Genomic DNA, 18,829 nt, shown 5'->3' on the forward strand with positions numbered 1-18,829 from the left:
TAATTGTAACACTTTTACACTTATAAAGACTTATAATTTAATTATGAAACGAGCATGTAAAAAAGGCTTTTCTTTAAGAAGAAGACATATAATAAAAACATGTAACCGTTAATAATTAATAAAAATAGATACATGAAAAAACTTATTTTTATATTTTTTGCTTTTATCAGCATTACAACGCAAGCCCAAGAAAAAAAATGGACGCTTCAAGAGTGTGTTAACTATGCTCTAGATAATAATATTTCCGTAAAACAAAGTGAGTTAGACTTACAAAATTCGGAACTTAATAAAAAAGACGCTTTTGGTAATTTTTTACCAACACTTAATGCAAGTGCAACTCATTCTTGGAATATAGGATTAAATCAAGACCCAGTTACTTTCGATGCTGTAAACTCTACAACGAGAAACCTTAGTGGAGGTGTTAGTTCTGGTGTAAATATTTATAATGGTTTAAGAAACGTAAACCAATTACGTCGTTCAAATCTAGAAATATTAGCTAGCCAATACCAATTAGATAATATAAAAGATAATATGTCGCTAAACATAGCAACTGCTTTTCTTCAAATCTTATTTAATAAAGAGCAACTAAAAGTATTAGAAGCGCAACAATTAATAACGCAAGAAGAATTGCAACGTACTAATGATTTGGTAGATGCAGGATCTTTACCAAGAGGAGATTTATTAGAAATTGAAGCTACAATTGCAACACAAGAACAACAAGTAGTTAATGCAGAAAATGCGATTACTTTATCTAAAATAAGTTTAGCACAATTGTTATTATTAGAAGATTATGAAACTTTTGATATTGTAGATAACGATTATCAAGTACCTGCGACGTCTATTTTAAATGAATCACCAAAAACGATTATTACAAAAGCAAAAGAAGCGAGATACGATATTAAAATTGCCGAAAACAATAGTGAAATAGCCGAATATAATCTTAAAATTGCTAAAGGAGCTTTGCAACCTTCTTTAAGAGGTTCGTATAGTTTTGGGACAAATTATTTTAAATCACAATTATTTGATACGCCAGAATTTACAGATCAAGTTTCAGATAATAAAAGTCACGGATTTTCACTAAGTTTAAGCATCCCTATTTTTAACGGATTTTCTGTGAAAAATAATGTTAAACGTAGTGAAATAAATGTTCTAAATACACAATACCAATTAGAACAAGCTAATCTAGATTTAGAAACCAATGTGTACCAAGCATATAACGATGCTAAAGGTGCTTTAAAAGCGTATGAAGCTGCTGTAAAAACCGAAGCAGCAAGAAGTGAAGCCTTTAATTATTCACAAGAAAGATATAATGTTGGTATGCTAAATGCATTCGATTTTAGTCAATCTAAAAATAGATTAGAAAACGCACAAAGCGAAGTGATAAGAACTAAATACGATTATATATTTAAACTTAAAGTATTAGAATTCTATTTCGGAATTCCTATTACAACATTAAACTAACAACCATGAGTAAGAAAACAGTAACCATTATTGTAATTGTAGTAATTGCATTACTAGCCCTTTTAATTGGAGGAAAAAAAGCGGGATGGTTTGGTAAACAAGGTAATTTTAAAGAAGTTGAAACTAGAAAAATTGCTAAAATTGATATTGTTGAAACTGTTTCTGCTACAGGAAAAATTCAACCAGAAATAGAAGTTAAGCTTTCTAGTGAAGTTTCTGGTGAAGTTATTGATCTTCCTATTGTGGAAGGGCAACAAGTAAAAAAAGGAGACTTGTTAGTTCGCGTAAATCCAGATATTTATCAATCTAGTTTAAACCGTTCGCAAGCAGCATTACAAAATGTTCGTTCTGGTCTAAATCAAGCGGAAGCCTCACTCAAAGAAGCCAAAGCAAATTATGATAGAAATCAAAAGCTTTTTGATAAAGGGATTATCTCTAAAGCAGATTGGGATAAAGTAATTTCCTCTTACGAAATTGCACAAGCAGGCAAACAATCTGCATATTTCAATGTGCAAAGTTCTGCTGCAACCGTAAACGAAGCCAGAGACAACCTAAACAGAACCAATATTTATGCGCCAATGTCTGGAACAATTTCTAAATTAGATGTAGAACTAGGGGAACGTGTGGTAGGTACACAGCAAATGGCAGGAACAGAAATCATGCGTGTTGCTAATCTTACCAATATGGAAGTAGAGGTAGATGTAAACGAAAATGATATTGTAAAAGTTAATATTGGCGATTCTACTATTGTTGAGGTAGATGCATATTTAAAAAAACAATTTAAAGGTTTAGTAACCGAAATTGCAAACTCTGCCGATGGTGTATTAACAGCCGATCAAGTAACAAACTTTAAAGTGAAAGTTAGAATTCTTGAAGAGTCTTACAAAGATTTATTAAAAGGGAGAGACGAAAATTATTCGCCTTTTAGACCTGGAATGACAGCAACTGTAGATATTATTACCAATAAACGTGAAAAGGTTGTTGGCGTACCAATAAGCGCAATTGTAATTAAAACAGATACATCTTCTACCAAAAAAGGAGCTAGTAAAAATGCTATAGAAAGTGAAAGCGAAGAAAAATTTGAATGCGTTTTTATTAAAGATGGAGATAAAGCAAAACTTCGAGTTGTAAAAACTGGTGTGCAAGACAATTCTAATATTGAAATTTTGGAAGGCTTACTAGAAGATGAAGAAATTATTACAGGGCCATATAATACGGTAACAAAATCACTTAAAAATGGCGATGCTGTAGAAATTAAAAAAGAAGAAGTATCCAAAGATAAAACCGAATAAGACAAACATATATTTTGGCTACAATATTAAACATAGAAACAGCAACAACAAACTGCTCAGTCTCTCTTTCTAAAGAAGGGGAGACTTTTGCTTTACAAGAAGATAACAGTAAACAATATTCTCATGCAGAACGTTTGCATGTGTATATAGGCAATTTATTAAAGCAACATAATATAAAGCCCACCGACATAGATGCTATTGCTGTAAGTAAAGGACCTGGTTCTTATACAGGATTACGCATAGGTGTTTCTACAGCAAAAGGGTTATGTTTTTCTTTAGATAAACCATTGCTTTCTACTTCTACTTTAGAAGCATTAGCAAGACAGGTTAAAATAGAAGAAGGTGTTATAGTGCCAATGTTGGATGCAAGACGTATGGAAGTGTATTCTGCTGTTTTTGATGCTACATTTAATGCTGTTAGAAAAATTGAAGCGCAAATTTTAGATGAAAATTCTTTTGCTACTTATTTAGAAAAAGGAAAAGTATATTTTATTGGGAATGGTGTAGAAAAAACAAAAACGTTAATTACACATAAAAACGCTGTTTTTATTGACGATAAATTACCTTCTGCAAATGAAATGTCGGTAATTGCATTTAATAAGTACAAAAAAAGCGACATAGAAAATGTCGCTTATTTTGAACCTTATTATTTAAAAGATTTTGTTGCTTTAAAGCCAAAACCTAAATTTTAATTAGTTTTCTTTATGTATTTCAACACTGTGAGGGTAAGGGATTTCTATTCCTGCAGCATCTAATGCTTCTTTTACATTTTCTGTGGTTTCAAAGTAAACATCCCAATAATCTGCAACAGAAGACCAAGGTCTAACTGCAAAGTTAACAGAGCTGTCTGCTAATTCTGAAACATTTACTGTTGGAGCAGGTTCACTTAATACTTTAGGGTTATCTGTTAATACTTTCATTAAAACATCTTTAGTTTGTTTAATGTCTGCATCATAACTTACACCTATAGTTAAATCTACTCTTAGTTTCCCTTCAGTAGAATAGTTTGTAATATTACCATTAGATAATATACCATTTGGAATTATTACCTCTTTGTTAGTTGGAGTTAAAACCTTTGTAGTAAAGATTTCAATTTCTTTTACGACACCAAGCTCTCCTTGTGCTTCAATTAGGTCACCAATTTTAAAAGGTTTGAAAATCATAAGCAAAACACCACCTGCAAAATTACCAAGAGATCCTTGTAAGGCCATACCAATAGCCAAACCAGCTGCGGCTAATATTGCTGCAAAAGATGTAGTTTCTACTCCTAAATTACCTAATATAGTAACAATTAAAAGTATTTTTAAAACCCAGCCAACTAAGTTTAATAAAAACTTTTGAAGACTCTCTTCATAATTTCTTTTTGCCATTACTTTAGAAATGGTCTTCATTATTTTTTTAATAACCCAAGAACCAATAATCCATATGGCAATAGCTCCAATAACTTTTAAACCATATGTGGAAAGGAATTCCACTCCTTTATCAATCCAATTTTGTACTTCCATAATTTGTATTTATAATTAATTAATATGTTGATTATGCGAATTTAATGACTTAATTAGAAAATAATGTTAAACAAATATTATTTTAATTTTTATCTATAAAATCCTTATTTTTTCGATGTAATTAGTTTAAAAATAAAATACTAATTATAGCAAGTATTGCAGGAACAGATTGAAAGTAAAATAATCGAATTTTTTTTGTCGAATATGCGCCATAAACTCCTGCGATTATTACACAACATAATAAGAATTTTGTCATACTTACATTTTGAAACAATAAGCTAAAAACTAAACCGGCAGCTAAAAAACCATTGTATAAACCTTGATTGGCTGCTAATACTTTTGTTTTCTCGGCAAATGCTACGCTTTCTATTCCAAATGTTTTTATCACTTTTGGTGTAGTCCATAAAAACATTTCTAATACTAAAAAGTAAAAATGTTCAAAAGCTACAAAAGCTACAAGTACTGTTGCTAATATTTCCATATCTATAAGTTGTTTTTTTAATGTAAAAATCAAAGTTAGCAAATTTAAAGTATAAAAAAAGCGCTCTATTATAGAACGCTTTTTTGTGATTATTTTTTGAATTTATTTCACTTCAAAAGTTAATTTTAAATTTACTCTAAATTCAGTTACTTCATCATCATTAACAACTGCACTTTGCGATTGTACAAAAACAGATTTAATGTTTTTTACACTTTTTGAAGCTTGTTTTACTGCTTTTTTTGTAGCATCTTCCCAACTTTTGTCTGAATTAGACATTACTTCAATTACTTTCATTATCGCCATAATATTTATTTATTTTAAGTTAATATTTGTTTGAATTCTAAATTTACAAATAATTGTAGCAAAAGAAAAGTCTAATATAAAAGGATTTAACTATTAGATTAAATGCCATTTTAATAGCTGAAAGTAATTAACCGTTTATAGCCTCCACTATTTCTACTCTCTCTTTCATCATTTCTTTAAGCATATTTTCGATACCATTTTTTAAAGTAAAAGTAGATGAAGGACAACCGCTACAGGCTCCTTGTAAGATAACTTTCACTTTTTTGGTAGCAGCATTGTAAGATTCAAACTGAATGTTTCCGCCATCACTAGCAACAGCTGGTTTTACATATTCTTCTAAAATATTTATAATCTCTTTAGAGGTATCGTCCAGGTTTTCATAAGTCGCATCTAATGCTTCTGTAGATTTTTTTACAACTTCTGGTGCATTCGCAATTACTACTTCTTTACCATTCTCGATAAATGTTCTAATAAATTCACGAAGTTCCATGGTAATGTCATTCCATTCTGCAACTTCATATTTTGTAATAGAAACGTAATTCTCATCCAGAAAAATACTTTTTACAAAAGGAAAGTGAAATAACTCTGTAGCTAAAGGCGAAGCTTTCGCTTCATCAATAGAAGTAAACTCAAAAGTAGCAGCTACTAACTTCTTATTTGCTACAAATTTTAAAACCGAAGGGTTAGGGGTACTTTCTGCATAAACTGTTACAGGAACTTTTTTAGGAGCAGCTGCCTCTTCAACAACAATTCCTCCATTATTTAAATAACTTTCTATTTGTTCCGAAACTTCTGTTTGTACATCTTGCCATTCTACAATATTAAAACGCTCTACAGCAATAAAATTACTGGTAATATATACTTTTTTTACAAAAGGTAGATAGAATAATTGTTGGGCTAAAGGAGATGCTTTTGCTTCGTCAATATTATTAAATTCAAAGCTTTGGTGTTTGGTTATAAATTGGTTTAACTCAAACTTAATTATAGTAGGGTTGTTGGTTTCTTGTATGGAAACTTTAAACGTATTCATTGTAAATTATTTTTTTACAAAAATACTAAAACAACACTACAGTTATCTATATATTTAGCTTTTCTTATGTGTGTTATTATGGATTTACGACAAACAACTTAAATCTTTAACTTTTATACATTATGTATAAAGACTAAATTTTATATATTTGGAGACTAATAATATAATTTAATAGAAAATATTAAGTTGTAAACATGTAAGAAAGTGCATTTTTAACCAATCTGCCTTGAAAACTAAAACTATGAATTTAAAAAAGTTATCCCTTTTAGCTGTTGTAGTATTCTTTACACAGTTTGTAAACTCTCAAGAAGGACTTCCTATTTATACCGATTATTTAACAGATAACTATTATCTAATTCATCCTTCAATGGCTGGAGCAGCTACATGTGCTAAGTTAAGGGTAACTGGTAGACAGCAATGGTTTGGACAAGAAGATGCGCCACAACTAGCGACAATAAGTGTAAATAGTAGAATTGGTGAAACACAATCTGGTATTGGAGCAATTGTTTACACAGATAAGAACGGATATCATTCGCAGAATGGTATTTATTTAACCTATGCACACCATCTAATGTTTTCTAGAAATGAGATTGATTTAAATCAACTTTCATTTGGATTAAGTGTTGGTATGATACAATATAAATTAGATGAAACTTCTTTTTTAAATGAGCCTTTTGATCCTTTAATATATGGTATAGAGCAAAGTTCTACCAATTTTAATATGGATTTTGGTTTTTCTTATAACTTGTATAATTTTTACGCACATGCAACTGTAAAGAATGTGCTTAATAATAAGGGAGTTAATAATGATGTACATGTTACAAGTAACTTAAGACGTTATTTGTTTTCTGCTGGTTATGGTTTCGGTAAGTTTGGTAGCGATTGGTCTTATGAGCCTTCTATATTATTTCAATATAAAGATGGTACAAAAGAAGCTTCTTTCGATCTTAATGTTAAAGCGTATAAAAAAATGGATTTTGGTAAAATCTGGGGAGGATTATCTTACAGACGTAGCTTAGATGGAGCAGAGTATATTGATGGATCAAGTATTAGTAGCCAAAAATTACAATACATTTCGCCAATATTAGGTATTGATTATAATAATTTTGTATTTGCTTATACCTATGCATATCAAGCAAATTCTGTGGTGTTTAATAATGCTGGTTTCCATCAAATAACACTTGGTTTAAACTTTAATTGTAGAAAAGAAAAATATCACTGTAACTGTCCTGCAGTTAATTAATAATATATTATACTATAAAAAAGCCTTCATAATTTATGAAGGCTTTTTTATTTGTGATTAATTAAGTAGTTAATCTATTAGTATTCTTTATTTTAGAATCTTAAATTATTCCCATTCATAATTTTTCTTTTTTGCTTGTGTTTTAATTGCACCAAGCATGGCGTTTTCTAAGTTCTCCTTTTTACCTTTTTGTTGTTTAGCTATATGTTGCTTACGTTTGACGTTTAAATCTTGAATTTGCGTTTGTATTGCTTCACGCTCTTTTCTTTTTGTATCTAAATAGTTTTTCATTTCTGCTTCCGTTTTACCTTGAAGCTCTTTTGGTAATTCACTTTCTTTTAATTCTTCATATGCAAACGATTCGTCTTCACTAGCATCAATTAAATCCCAAGAAGAATTCTTATATAAATGGGAACTTTTACTAACAGCTCTACTTACTGCATTTGCTTCACTATAGCCTTTTGCATTTACATCTTGCTCTGCTTGAAGTGCTATTTTATTTCTTCCATTACTACCATAAGCAACGTAAGTTTTATTTAGTTTTTTATTTAATTGTAATATAGTGTCATCATATGGAGATGCTACATGTACAGTTGCATGGTTATGGTTTATTGCCATATAATTTCCATGTGTTAAATCTGCTCCATCTTTCCAGTAGCTAGAAATACCTTGATTGTAATCGCCACAAAAAATGGTGTTTACGGTAACATCTTTACTATGTGCAAGCTTACTGGCGTCTTTATAGTTTACTCGTCCTTGTGTAAAAGGTTCGTTACCAGCAATAAATATTAATTTTAAATCGTCTGCATTATTTCCCCATTGCAATTGGTCTATGGAAGTTTTAATAACATAGCCGCAAAATTCATTTCCACCTCTTGTAGTTAACGAAAATAATTCTTTAGAGATTTCATCTAAATCTTGACTAAATGCTAATACTTGACGAACATAGCCTTCTTCTCCATTTAAATTATCGTTGCCATATTCGTATAATGCAATTTCAAGGTTTGGTTTCGTGTCTTCACATTTCGCATACGAAAGTTCATTTACAATTTCCCAAAGTTGTGCTTTTGCTTGGTCTATTAAACCATCCATACTATTACTAGTGTCTAACAATAAAGCAACTTTAATAAATTGCTTACTTGGTTTATCTTTTATAGGTTGATGTGTTGTTGGTTCATGAATCGCTAATGCTTTTTTTTGCTTTTTATCTTTTGCTTGACATGCTATAAGGCTCATAAAAAATAATGCCAGAACACTCTTTTTAAATATTGTTTTCATAGTTGTTGTTTTTAAATTATTAAGTTGTTTTTATTTCTTTAATATCGATGCTTCCGTCTGGCGAAATGATATAGTATTTGTTTTTAATCACTTCTTTTTCCATAGGTTTTTCTTCTTTTGGTTTAGGGGAATATTGTAGTTTAATTTCCATTCCAATTTGTATTACTGGTTCTACAATAGTAGGATTAATTACTACATCATAATCTCTAAAGGATATCGGTTCATAGTAATAGGAGGTTTGTTTTTTTACTTGATAAATCCCTTTGTTTTGCTTTAATGCTTCCATAGAAATACTATTGAAAGCTTGGTAGTTTTTATAAAAATCTCTTGGAAAATAACAATACTTATTATTCGCTATTATTGGTTTGTATTCTGATAAATCGAAACCTAAGTCGTTATAAAATTCTTGTTTTGCTTTTAATTCTTTTAAAACTTCTATACGAAGCTTTTTATAAATTTCTTGTAGGTTATCTATAAAGTAATCTACTTTAACAAGGTTGTAAATTTCGTTATTTGCGCAAGCCGCTATAATCTTTTCAAACTGCTCTACTTTAGTGAATTTAATATGAATATTTTGCTGTAATTCAAACCCTTTTGGGACTTCTACATATTTTTTACTGAATAGTTTTTTTTCCACAATAGTTTCGTAAACTGGAACGAAAGAAATAACATCAATTACAAAATCGTTGGCCAAAATTCCTTTGGTAACGAGTTCCTCTCTTAATTTTTGTGTACGTTGTTTTATTAAATTATTGGTTTCTTGTGAAGTTTCACCTATCTGTGTTATATTAAAAACAGCAGTATACGATGTCGCTACGATGTTGCTTAATGCTTTCACATCTATAGAAATGGTCGGATTTGGTATTATGTTTTTTGTTTGAAAATGATTTCTGTTATTTCCGTATACATAACCATTTCCTAAGTCCTTAGAAGCTATGTTTTGACGTGAAATAGAAATAGCATTCCCTTTAATTTGTCCGAAATTGAAACTAGTATAAAGAATAATTAAAGTAGTAAAGATTAGTTTTTTCATGGGTTGTTTTTTAATTCTTAGTAAACCTATAACCAAACTTTAGAATTAAAAATCTACAATGAGTAAAGCTGTCACTTCCATGCGTTAAATAGCAGTTGTAATTAGGGAACGTAGGTTTTTACAACATTAAAAATAGAAAAGAGACGTATTGTTGTTTTTAAGTGTAAATTAAAGTGTGTAAGTTTATACTTTGTAACGAGAACAAATGAAACATATATTCAAATATATAATCCTCTTAAGCCTTCTATTATTAACGAGTAATTTACTTGCTCAGAAAAACGCGAAAACTAATTCTACTAAAGAAGAAATGCTTTTTGTTGTTCGAGGTTCTGTTCTAGAAAGCGAAACACATAAACCAATTACCAATGTACAGGTTTTTGTAAACGGTGGAGTGTATACCACTACAAGCCTTTCAGGAGATTTTAAAATACAAGTAAAAAAAGGAGATGAATTAACATTTGCTCATAAAGACATTAAAACGGTTTATTATACGATTAAAGATGACGAAAGTATCACAGTTGAAGTAAAACCTGCAATAGAAAAAGAAGCCGTATATAAAAGAAAAACTTCGCTAAATTCATTTAATAGCATTATAGATTCTGCAACAGTTTATCTAAAAAAAGATGCAGAAAAAAGTATTCTGTTTATTACCGAAGCTTTATCACAAAGCAATTCTAGAAAACAAAATGCGCAAGCTTATGAGATACTTGCAGATGTGTATGTACATTGGAAACAATATGATCTTGCAATTTCAAATTACAGAATAAGTCTTCAAAATAATACCATAAACGAAGTAATCCTAAAATTAGCAAATGCTTATTTTAAAAATAACGATTACCAAGAAAGCCTACAAACATATAAAAGTATAAAAGTAAATACTCTGTCTAACTACCAGAAAACAGAATATCATGAAGGTTTAGGAGATGTGTATAAGAAAATAGTACAATTAGATCTTGCCATTACTAATTATAAGAAAGCATTAGAGATAGCCGAGAAGCATTTAATTAAGCCCAAAATTACAGATCTAAACTCTAAAATAGGAGATGCATATAACGCAAGTGGTAAACTAAATGAAGCAAATTCCTATTTTGAAAATGCGTTAGACTTAGCGTCTCAAGAAAACAAAAAAAGAGCAGTAACGGAGAAGGTGAAAGTTGCCGATTTTCAAAATGAAAACATGGCATACGAAGATGAAATTCAATTGCGAAAAGAAGCTATAGAAGAAATTTCAGAATTAGAGACCGATACTTTAATCGATAATGAAAGTGCTTTAACATTACAAAAACAAAATTATAAAATAGGAAACGCTTATTACCAACAAAAAGATTATGCAAATGCAGTTCCTTATTTAGAAAAAAGTATAGCAGAAGCCGATAGTAAAGAAGATTTACTGGTAAAAAAAGATGCTATCCGGAAACTTTCTGAAACCTATAGAGATGCTGGAGATTACACGAAAGCATTAGAAACCTATAAAGCATATCAAGAAGCTGTAGATACGCTTTATGTTAAAATGGATCAAGAAATTGCGCAAGCCAAAAGATTTAATAAAAGTATTGCGGAAAAGCAAAACAGAATTTCTAGTTTAGAAAGCGATAGAGCTTTAAATCAAAGTAATTACCAACTTTCTGTAGAGCAAAGTAAAAGACAAAAACTTATTATTTATTCACTTTTTGGAGGATTAGTTTTATTGCTAATAACAGCATATTTAATGTATAAATATATTAAGCAACAAAAATTAGCCAATAACCTTTTGGCTTTAAAATCGTTGCGAAGTCAAATGAACCCGCATTTTATATTTAATGCATTAAACTCTGTAAATAGCTTTATTGCTACTAATGACGAACGAACAGCAAATAGATATCTTTCCGATTTTTCACAGCTTATGCGAGCAGTTTTAGAAAATAGCGAACAAGACTTTATTCCGCTTCAAAAAGAAGTAGAACTTTTAGAACTCTATACACAATTAGAACATTTTAGATTTAAAGAGAAGTTCGATTATACAATTCATGTAGATGAAAATGTGGCAATTAATGCATTTCAAATCCCACCAATGTTATTGCAACCATATATAGAAAACGCTGTTTGGCATGGCTTACGCTATAAAGAAGAAAAAGGAAAATTAGAAATAACCATTTCTCAACAAAATACAGACGAATTAACCATTTCTATTATTGATGATGGTATTGGAAGAGAAAAAAGTAAAGCCTTAAAAACCGAAAATCAGAAAAAACAAAACTCTAAAGGCATGAACAACATTAAAAAGCGTGTTGCTATTTTAAACGAAATGTATAAAGATAAAGTAGATGTTTTTATTAACGATTTTAAAACCGAAGGAGACAAAGGAACCATAGTAGTTGTAACGCTTAAAAAAGATTAATTAAAGAGAAAACTTTTCCTAATGCCCAAAACATGAAACTAAACGCCATCATCGTAGAAGACGAAAAAACAAGCAGAGATATATTAAAAAATTATCTAGATAAATACTGTCCTAATGTGCATATTTTAGGGGAAGCTGCTAATGTAGAAGAAGCCTTAGTGCTAATTAGAAATAACGACTTAGAGCTGGTTTTTTTAGATGTAGAAATGCCTTACGGAAATGCTTTCGATTTGCTAGATAAAGTAGGAGATAAAACCTTCGAAACTATTTTTGTAACGGCCTATAACCATTATGCAATAGATGCCTTAAATGCGCACGCAAGCTACTATTTAATGAAACCAATTTCTATAGACGAACTCATTAAAGCAGTAGATTATGTAGTAGAAATTAAAACCAAAGAAGATGCTTTGCAAGATGAGGTTCTGGTTCCAAAAACCAATACCGTAACCGGAAAAATAACCATTCCACAACAAGATGGTTTCGAGGTTTTAGAAACTGCAAACATTTTATACTGCAAAGCAGACGATAATTACACCGAAATATATTTAAATAACAACAAAAAGAAACTAGTAAGTAAAACCTTAAAATATTTTGAAGAAGCGTTAACCAATTCAAGTTTCGCAAGAGTACACAAAAGCTATTTGGTAAACGTAAACGAAATAACAAAATACGTAAAGGGAAAAGGAGGACACGTTGTACTTAGTAACGGAAAAGAAATACTCGTTTCCGCATCAAAAAAAGCAGCATTACTTTCTTATTTTAAGTAACAAATTCCTGCGTTAAGCAGGAATCTCATAAATAAGATAAATAAATTTTAAGTTTAGTTCAAATCTAAAGCATTCGAGCGAAGCAAGAAATTATATAATATTATGTAACACAATTTTGTCATTTCGAGCTTGCCGAGAAGTCTCACGTGATAAAATTATATCATGAAATAAAATAATAACCAAAAGGAACTCATGAATTTGAATCATGAGATTCCTTTTTTAAAGGAATTAATTATGCCATTAATAAAACCAGTAAACAACAAACACCCACAAATACCCAAAGACTGCTACGTAGCAGAAAACGCAACCATAGTTGGAGACGTATCTATGGGATCGCAATGTAGTGTATGGTTTAACGCCGTAATTCGTGGCGATGTACATTTCATTAAAATGGGAAATAAAGTAAATATACAAGACGGTGCAGTAATACATGCAACCTACCAAAAATCACCAACAACCATTGGTAATAATGTGTCTATTGGCCATAACGCCATTGTACATGGATGCACGATTCACGACAATGTTTTAATAGGAATGGGCAGCATTGTTATGGACGATTGCGTGATAGAAAGTAATAGCATAGTAGCAGCAGGCGCAGTAGTAACCGCAAATACTAGAGTAGAAGCAGGAACGATATATGCAGGAGTTCCAGCAAAAAAAGTTAAAGATATAAGTAAAGAATTAATCTCTGGAGAAATTAATAGAATTGCAGATAACTATGTAAAATATTCCAGTTGGTTTAAAGAATAAAAAGGTCTGTATAATAAATAGTATGGCGTTACCACAAGGGTCGCGCTTTACATTATATCTTTTTTTCGTGCCTCAAAAAAGGATGCCACTGCAATCGCTAACGCAAATAAAACGCTTATTTACGTTGTATTAAAATTCTAAATAATCTGCATCGTATTTTTTTCCTAAAAGTTGTTGTATCACTTTTGGGTTTCCGTTAGAATAAAACTGTAATTTAGGTTTGTTTGTAGTATCATTTAAAAGCTCATGTAGTTTTAAAACGGCTTTTGTTTGTTTAGCTACAGCTTCACCAGAGTCTATTATATTTACATGGCTTGGCAGCATTTCTAACAACTGTGGTATTAAATAAGGATAATGTGTACAGCCTAAAACAAGATAATCGATGTTGGCGTCAAGCATTGGTTTTAAGTATACCTGTAAAAGTGCCTTCATTTCCTCGCTGTTAATAGTACCATTTTCAATTAAAGGCACAATACCTTCGCCAACTTGCTCAATAACTTCAATGCCATTAGTAAACAAATCGGTTGTTTTATGAAAAAGGGTACTAGAAAGTGTTCCTTTTGTAGCAAGTATACCAACAGCTTTTGTTTTTGTATTTAATGCAGCAGGTTTAATGGCTGGTTCGATTCCTATAAAAGGTATATTGTATTTTTTTCGTAAATAATGTATTGCATTTGTAGTTGCAGTATTGCATGCAACAACTATAATTTTACAACCTTTACTTAAAAGTAGTTCGGTGTTCTTTATGCATAAAGCAATAATTTCTTCTTTGGTTTTATTACCATAAGGAGCATGTTTGCTGTCTGCTAAATAAATAGTGTTTTCATGCGGTAAACGAGCATGAAGTTCTTTCCATATAGAGGTTCCACCAACACCAGAATCAAAAATACCAATAGGTTGTTTACGCATAATACAAAAATAAAAAAGCTACCTAGTTAAAGGTAGCTTTTTAAATAATTTATTGTAATGTTTTTATTAGAAACCTAATTCTTTTTTAACATCAGCAAGTAAGTCTTTACCTTCTGCCATAATAACGCCACCACCTTGAGTAGAATCTAGCACATAGTTAAAACCTTGCGCTTTAGCTACCTTTAATATCGCAGCTTTAGCTTTTTCAGTAATAGGCTTAAGTAAGTCTACTTCTTTCTTTTGCATGTCTTGTTGTGCTTGACCTTGGTATTGTTGGATGTTTTGTTGCATTGTTTGTACCTCTACCATACGTTTTTGGTTTTCTTCTGCTGTTTTAGTGGAAGCTTCAGAATCGTATAATTTCATTTTGTTTTGGTATTCAGTAACCATAGCTTTAATGTCTGCTTCGTAAGTTTTACCAAGCTTATCCATTTCTGCTTGTGCCGTTTTCATTGCTGGCATTGCTGCAATAAGATCTTGCGTGTTTATATGCGCAACTTTAGTTTGTGCTTGCATAAAGCTAGTTCCTCCAATAAATAAAGCTACTGCTACTAATAAGGTTTTAATTTGTTTCATTTTTAATAGTTTAATGTGTGTGTAATAAATTGTTAATTGTCTTCGCCTTCTTCTTCGTCGGCATTATTGTTTTCGCGTTCTTCTTTTGCTTTTCTACGCTCTTCTAATATTCTTTGTCTTCTTTCTTCTAATGCTTTCTTACGAGCTTCTTTGTCACTTAATTGTTCTGAAGCTTCCTTTTTTTCTTCTATAGTAGTTTTACTATCTACATTTTCTTCCCCCTCACTCTTATTTTCTTCTTGACCATTTTGGTCATCTACATCTTCTGTATTATCTCTTTCTTCTAGCTTGCTTTCCTTTAAATCTTTTCTGGCTTGAACAATGCTATCTCTTCTTTTTTGTGCTGCTTCTTTTTTTGCTTCACGTGCTTCTAATATTTCTTTTCTGCGTTGTTCTGCTTCTGCGGCACGAGCTGCTTTTTTATCTTCTAATGCTTGTTTTCTAGCATCTAATGTTTCGTTTACTTCTGGTACAACATCTTCCTCCTTTGCATTTTTTCTTTCTTTTTTAGAATTTGCTTGGTCACGTTTTGAAGTACGTACAATTGCTCGTATTACTTGCTCGCTAATATCAAATCTATCTGCCGAATAAAGCATAACAACATCTGCAGACTTATCGAAAATAAAATCAAACTTTTTTGTAGATGCTATATCTTGAACAGCTGCAAATATTTGATCTTGTATAGGTTGAATTAGTTGTCTTTTTTGAATCATTAAATCGCCATTAGGACCAAATCTATTTTGTTGGTATTCTAATATTTCAAGTTCTTCAAAATTAATATCTTCTTCACGTTCTTTTACAAGTTCGCTAGTTAAAAGTGTTTTTTCATTACTTAAATCTTTTCGTTTTTGTTCTATTTCACCTAAACGAGTATCGATTTCAGATTTCCATTTTTGAACTTTACCATCCAATTGCGTTGTTGCTTCTTGGTATTCTGGTATATTTTCTAAAATGTATTCGGTGTCGATATAACCTATTCTAACACCACGTTGTGCTTGAGTGGTTGTTATGCTAAGCATGAATACAATTGCCAGTAAAAAAAGAACTTTTAATTTCATCTGTTTTATATTTTTATAATTTATTGGCTTTATAAATTCTAAAAAGGACAGGTGATTATTTAATTGTTTCTGTCTTTTTTCGAATTAAGCTTTTCAAAATTAACGAATTTTAATTTTAAAAATTTTAATTCTTCTTTTAAATAATCAAATTGTTAATAGAAAATATCGTGCCAAAATTTTTTTTCAACTAAAATTGTTGTCCAATTATAAAGTGAGTTTGCCATCCACTTACTTGACTTCCTTGCCCTGGAACAGAATCAAATCCGTAACCAAAATCAATTCCTAGTAATCCAAAAGCAGGCATAAATAAACGTAAACCTAAACCTGAAGATCTTTTTAAATCAAATGGATTGTAGTCATGAAAGTTATTATAAGCAATACCACCTTCAAGAAAACCTAACATGTAAATTTTAGCAGCAGGTTTTAACGTGATTGGGTAACGTAATTCTAAAGAGAATTTATTATATATAGAACCACCATCACTGGTTACATTTCCATTATCATCTAAAGGCTGTATCGATTGGTTTTCGTAACCACGTAATGCTATAGATTCTCTTCCGTCTAAACTATAACTCCCTAATCCGTCACCTCCAAGGAAGAAACGTTCGAAAGGAATAACACCTCTGTCATTATTATATGCTCCTAAGAAACCTAGCTCTAAACTTGGACGTAATACTAGTTTTCCAACTACTTTCGTGTACCAATCTGCTTTAAATTTTATTTTATAAAATTCTAACATTTTGTAGCGTTCTTGGTCAATTTCACCAGCTCTCTCATAGTCATCAGTATCTGTTAAATCTAATGCATCTCTTTCGTCTGCTAATGCACTATAATCTACATTGTTGAATAAAGAATATGGTAAAGATAATTTTGCGCTAATATTAAAATTTGAACCACCTGTAGGGAAAATAGGATCGTTGTAAGTGTTATTTCTACTTAAACCAATAGTGTACGCTAGGTTGTTAGAGTAACCATCACCAAAAGTAAATAGACCAGTATTATAGTTTTTTAGGTCATAGTGTTGAAAGCTTAACCCTTGCGATAGTGTAAAATAATCATCTGGAACCGAAAGTCTTTTCGCTAACCCAACAGATATTCCTGTAATATTGAAACGCTTATCTTTATCCGCATTTCCTGTACTAGAATCGTATAAAAACTGTTTAGAGTGAGAAATAGAGGTTGAAAATTGAACAGGTTTTTTACCACCTAACCATGGCTCTGTAAAAGAGAAACTATAGGTTTGGTAAAATTTACTTGCTTGTAAACGAAGTGCTAGTTTTTGACCATCACCACGAGGAACAGGTTTATAGGCATCTTTGTTTAAAATGTTTTTTATAGAAAAGTTATTAAAGGATAAACCTAGCGTCCCAATAAAACCACCTCCACCATAACCACCTTGTAGTTCTATTTGGCTAGACCCAGTTTCTACTACACCGTATTGTAAATCGATAGTACCTTCGTTAGGGTTTGGGTTTTTAAAATCTGTGCTTATTTGTTCTGCATCAAAAAATCCTAGTTGACTTAATTCTCTAATAGTACGTACAACATTTGCTTTACTATATAATTGTCCTGGACGTGTACGAAGTTCACGGTAAATTACTTTATCGTTTGTAACATCATTTCCAGTTACAGTAACACTATTGAAGTAGGTTGGTTTACCTTCAGAGATTCTAATTTCCATATCAATAACATTACCTTCAGCATTAATTTCTACCGGATTAATTGTTGAAAATAAATACCCGTTATTTTGATATAGATTTGTTAAATCGTCTCCGTCTGGTCTGGAATCGTCAGCTATTTTTTCTTGTAAAAGAACACCGTTATAGGTTTCCCCTTTTTTAATACGGAGTACTCTTTTTAGTATTTCATCGGTATACACGGTATTACCAATAAAGGAAATATCACCAAAACTGTATTTTTCTCCTTCTTCTAGGTTAATATTTAAAGATACAGTATTGTCATTATTAACAACTAAACTGTCGCTTAAAATCCTTGCATCTCTATATCCGTTTTCTTTGTATTTGTTAATTAAGCTAGTTAAGTCTGTTTTATAGTCTTCTTCTATGTATTTAGAGCGTTTCCAAACTCTTGCATAGTTTCTTTTTTTTGTGTTTTTCATTGCATTACGTAGCTTGTTTTCTGGTAAAACAGAATTGCCAGTAAATACGATGTCTTTTACTTTTACTTTTTTTCCTTTGTCTATTGCTAAAACCATATTGACTTTAGCTTTATTTAGAGAATCTGCAATTTCAATGGTGTTTATATTTGCTTTTGCATTATAGAAACCATCTTTTTTATACTTGTTTTGTAGGTAGTTTTTAGTAGTTGTTACTAAGTTTTCTGTAACCTTAACGCCCTTTTCAAGTTTGTTTTCTTTAATTATTGTTTCTTTTTTTCCTTTTTTTACTCCAGTAATTTTAATGGCATTAAGTTCCGGTAAATCCGATAATCTAATTTCTAAAAATGCAGTACTTCCTTCTACCTTTAAAAGGTATATATCTATATCGTTAAAAAGATTCGAGTTCCAAAGTTTTTTAATGGCACTACTAATGTCTTCGCCAGGAATTTGAATTTCACTTCCTTTTCTTAATCCAGAATAGGTAATAATGGTTTGTTCACTAAAGGAAGAGTTACCATTTACAGTGATTTCTGCAATAGTATATTTGTTACCTTTTGTAAATGTAGTTTCTTGAGCAAATGTGCTTAAACTAAATATGGTTACTATTAGTGCTAAAAAATATTTAGTATTTGCTTTAAAAGGCATTA

Annotated in this window: 17 protein-coding genes; 7 read left to right on the plus strand and 10 right to left on the minus strand. The window is 30.8% G+C overall.

The window, feature by feature from the left end:
* Positions 1 to 132: 132 nt before the first annotated feature.
* Genes ACVC3Y_RS08680 through tsaB form a run of 3 tightly spaced genes read left to right on the plus strand, consistent with a single transcriptional unit; the run spans position 133 to position 3,445 of the window.
* Positions 133 to 1,461 carry a TolC family protein gene (locus tag ACVC3Y_RS08680; protein ID WP_452226651.1) on the plus strand — a complete coding sequence of 443 codons (1,329 nt, stop codon included), beginning with the start codon at positions 133 to 135 and terminating at the stop codon, positions 1,459 to 1,461.
* A 5-nt stretch (positions 1,462 to 1,466) separates the two neighbouring features.
* Positions 1,467 to 2,753: an efflux RND transporter periplasmic adaptor subunit gene (locus ACVC3Y_RS08685; RefSeq protein ID WP_452226652.1), complete on the plus strand. Its 1,287-nt coding sequence runs from the start codon at positions 1,467 to 1,469 to the stop codon at positions 2,751 to 2,753.
* A gap of 14 nt (positions 2,754 to 2,767) precedes the next feature.
* Positions 2,768 to 3,445, plus strand: coding sequence for a tRNA (adenosine(37)-N6)-threonylcarbamoyltransferase complex dimerization subunit type 1 TsaB (tsaB, locus tag ACVC3Y_RS08690; protein WP_452226653.1), 678 nt, complete (start codon positions 2,768 to 2,770; stop codon positions 3,443 to 3,445).
* Here the strand turns inward: tsaB and ACVC3Y_RS08695 are convergent, their stop codons facing one another.
* From ACVC3Y_RS08695 to ACVC3Y_RS08710, 4 genes are all read right to left on the minus strand, one after another.
* Positions 3,446 to 4,258: a mechanosensitive ion channel family protein gene (locus tag ACVC3Y_RS08695; protein WP_303422493.1), complete on the minus strand. Its 813-nt coding sequence runs from the start codon at positions 4,256 to 4,258 to the stop codon at positions 3,446 to 3,448. It lies immediately after the preceding gene.
* A gap of 121 nt (positions 4,259 to 4,379) precedes the next feature.
* Positions 4,380 to 4,739 (minus strand): DUF1304 domain-containing protein, encoded by a 360-nt coding sequence (locus tag ACVC3Y_RS08700; protein WP_452226654.1) that lies wholly within the window; start codon positions 4,737 to 4,739, stop codon positions 4,380 to 4,382.
* Positions 4,740 to 4,841: 102 nt separating this feature from the next.
* Complete coding sequence (locus ACVC3Y_RS08705; protein WP_303422487.1) at positions 4,842 to 5,042, minus strand: dodecin family protein; 201 nt, start codon at positions 5,040 to 5,042, stop codon at positions 4,842 to 4,844.
* Between the two features lie 127 nt (positions 5,043 to 5,169).
* The gene (locus ACVC3Y_RS08710) at positions 5,170 to 6,072 is read right to left on the minus strand and encodes a NifU family protein (RefSeq protein ID WP_452226655.1); all 903 of its coding nucleotides are present in this window, start codon (positions 6,070 to 6,072) and stop codon (positions 5,170 to 5,172) included.
* Positions 6,073 to 6,313: 241 nt separating this feature from the next.
* On the opposite strand from ACVC3Y_RS08710, the gene ACVC3Y_RS08715 reads away from it, so the two are divergent.
* Positions 6,314 to 7,315: a PorP/SprF family type IX secretion system membrane protein gene (locus tag ACVC3Y_RS08715; protein ID WP_303422482.1), complete on the plus strand. Its 1,002-nt coding sequence runs from the start codon at positions 6,314 to 6,316 to the stop codon at positions 7,313 to 7,315.
* Between the two features lie 105 nt (positions 7,316 to 7,420).
* Here the strand turns inward: ACVC3Y_RS08715 and ACVC3Y_RS08720 are convergent, their stop codons facing one another.
* Complete coding sequence (locus ACVC3Y_RS08720) at positions 7,421 to 8,593, minus strand: VWA domain-containing protein (RefSeq protein WP_303422479.1); 1,173 nt, start codon at positions 8,591 to 8,593, stop codon at positions 7,421 to 7,423.
* 19 nt (positions 8,594 to 8,612) lie between these two features.
* A complete protein-coding gene (locus ACVC3Y_RS08725) occupies positions 8,613 to 9,626 on the minus strand; it encodes an SIMPL domain-containing protein (protein ID WP_452226656.1) in 1,014 nt (337 codons plus the stop codon).
* A gap of 205 nt (positions 9,627 to 9,831) precedes the next feature.
* Between ACVC3Y_RS08725 and ACVC3Y_RS08730 the strand changes: the two genes are divergently transcribed.
* The 3 genes from ACVC3Y_RS08730 (at position 9,832) to ACVC3Y_RS08740 (ending at position 13,520) form a co-directional block, all read left to right on the plus strand.
* Positions 9,832 to 12,003, plus strand: a complete 2,172-nt coding sequence (locus ACVC3Y_RS08730; RefSeq protein ID WP_452226657.1) for a tetratricopeptide repeat-containing sensor histidine kinase — start codon at positions 9,832 to 9,834, stop codon at positions 12,001 to 12,003.
* 32 nt (positions 12,004 to 12,035) lie between these two features.
* Positions 12,036 to 12,770: a LytR/AlgR family response regulator transcription factor gene (locus tag ACVC3Y_RS08735; protein WP_452226658.1), complete on the plus strand. Its 735-nt coding sequence runs from the start codon at positions 12,036 to 12,038 to the stop codon at positions 12,768 to 12,770.
* A gap of 234 nt (positions 12,771 to 13,004) precedes the next feature.
* The gene (locus ACVC3Y_RS08740) at positions 13,005 to 13,520 is read left to right on the plus strand and encodes a gamma carbonic anhydrase family protein (protein ID WP_303422468.1); all 516 of its coding nucleotides are present in this window, start codon (positions 13,005 to 13,007) and stop codon (positions 13,518 to 13,520) included.
* Between the two features lie 129 nt (positions 13,521 to 13,649).
* Here the strand turns inward: ACVC3Y_RS08740 and murI are convergent, their stop codons facing one another.
* The 4 genes from murI to bamA form a co-directional block, all read right to left on the minus strand.
* Entirely contained in the window at positions 13,650 to 14,429 is a 780-nt protein-coding gene (gene murI / locus ACVC3Y_RS08745; protein ID WP_303422466.1) for a glutamate racemase, read from the minus strand.
* 66 nt (positions 14,430 to 14,495) lie between these two features.
* Positions 14,496 to 15,005, minus strand: a complete 510-nt coding sequence (locus ACVC3Y_RS08750) for an OmpH family outer membrane protein (protein WP_303422463.1) — start codon at positions 15,003 to 15,005, stop codon at positions 14,496 to 14,498.
* Between the two features lie 32 nt (positions 15,006 to 15,037).
* On the minus strand, positions 15,038 to 16,063 hold the full coding sequence (locus tag ACVC3Y_RS08755; protein ID WP_303422461.1) for an OmpH family outer membrane protein: 1,026 nt from the start codon (positions 16,061 to 16,063) through the stop codon (positions 15,038 to 15,040).
* A 187-nt stretch (positions 16,064 to 16,250) separates the two neighbouring features.
* The gene (gene bamA / locus ACVC3Y_RS08760; protein ID WP_452226804.1) at positions 16,251 to 18,827 is read right to left on the minus strand and encodes an outer membrane protein assembly factor BamA; all 2,577 of its coding nucleotides are present in this window, start codon (positions 18,825 to 18,827) and stop codon (positions 16,251 to 16,253) included.
* Between the last annotated feature and the right edge of the window lie 2 nt (positions 18,828 to 18,829).

Source organism: Lacinutrix cladophorae (assembly GCF_053604645.1).

Bases quoted from the DNA above. Each gene is read 5' to 3' on its own strand.
- ACVC3Y_RS08680 (WP_452226651.1), top strand. From the start codon at position 133: ATGAAAAAACTTATTTTTATATTTTTTGCTTTTATCAGCATTACAACG.
- ACVC3Y_RS08685 (WP_452226652.1), top strand. From the start codon at position 1,467: ATGAGTAAGAAAACAGTAACCATTATTGTAATTGTAGTAATTGCATTA.
- ACVC3Y_RS08695 (WP_303422493.1), bottom strand. From the start codon at position 4,258: ATGGAAGTACAAAATTGGATTGATAAAGGAGTGGAATTCCTTTCCACA.
- ACVC3Y_RS08700 (WP_452226654.1), bottom strand. From the start codon at position 4,739: ATGGAAATATTAGCAACAGTACTTGTAGCTTTTGTAGCTTTTGAACAT.
- ACVC3Y_RS08705 (WP_303422487.1), bottom strand. From the start codon at position 5,042: ATGGCGATAATGAAAGTAATTGAAGTAATGTCTAATTCAGACAAAAGT.
- ACVC3Y_RS08710 (WP_452226655.1), bottom strand. From the start codon at position 6,072: ATGAATACGTTTAAAGTTTCCATACAAGAAACCAACAACCCTACTATA.
- ACVC3Y_RS08715 (WP_303422482.1), top strand. From the start codon at position 6,314: ATGAATTTAAAAAAGTTATCCCTTTTAGCTGTTGTAGTATTCTTTACA.
- ACVC3Y_RS08720 (WP_303422479.1), bottom strand. From the start codon at position 8,593: ATGAAAACAATATTTAAAAAGAGTGTTCTGGCATTATTTTTTATGAGC.
- ACVC3Y_RS08725 (WP_452226656.1), bottom strand. From the start codon at position 9,626: ATGAAAAAACTAATCTTTACTACTTTAATTATTCTTTATACTAGTTTC.
- ACVC3Y_RS08730 (WP_452226657.1), top strand. From the start codon at position 9,832: ATGAAACATATATTCAAATATATAATCCTCTTAAGCCTTCTATTATTA.
- ACVC3Y_RS08735 (WP_452226658.1), top strand. From the start codon at position 12,036: ATGAAACTAAACGCCATCATCGTAGAAGACGAAAAAACAAGCAGAGAT.
- ACVC3Y_RS08740 (WP_303422468.1), top strand. From the start codon at position 13,005: ATGCCATTAATAAAACCAGTAAACAACAAACACCCACAAATACCCAAA.
- murI (WP_303422466.1), bottom strand. From the start codon at position 14,429: ATGCGTAAACAACCTATTGGTATTTTTGATTCTGGTGTTGGTGGAACC.
- ACVC3Y_RS08750 (WP_303422463.1), bottom strand. From the start codon at position 15,005: ATGAAACAAATTAAAACCTTATTAGTAGCAGTAGCTTTATTTATTGGA.
- ACVC3Y_RS08755 (WP_303422461.1), bottom strand. From the start codon at position 16,063: ATGAAATTAAAAGTTCTTTTTTTACTGGCAATTGTATTCATGCTTAGC.
- bamA (WP_452226804.1), bottom strand. From the start codon at position 18,827: ATGCCTTTTAAAGCAAATACTAAATATTTTTTAGCACTAATAGTAACC.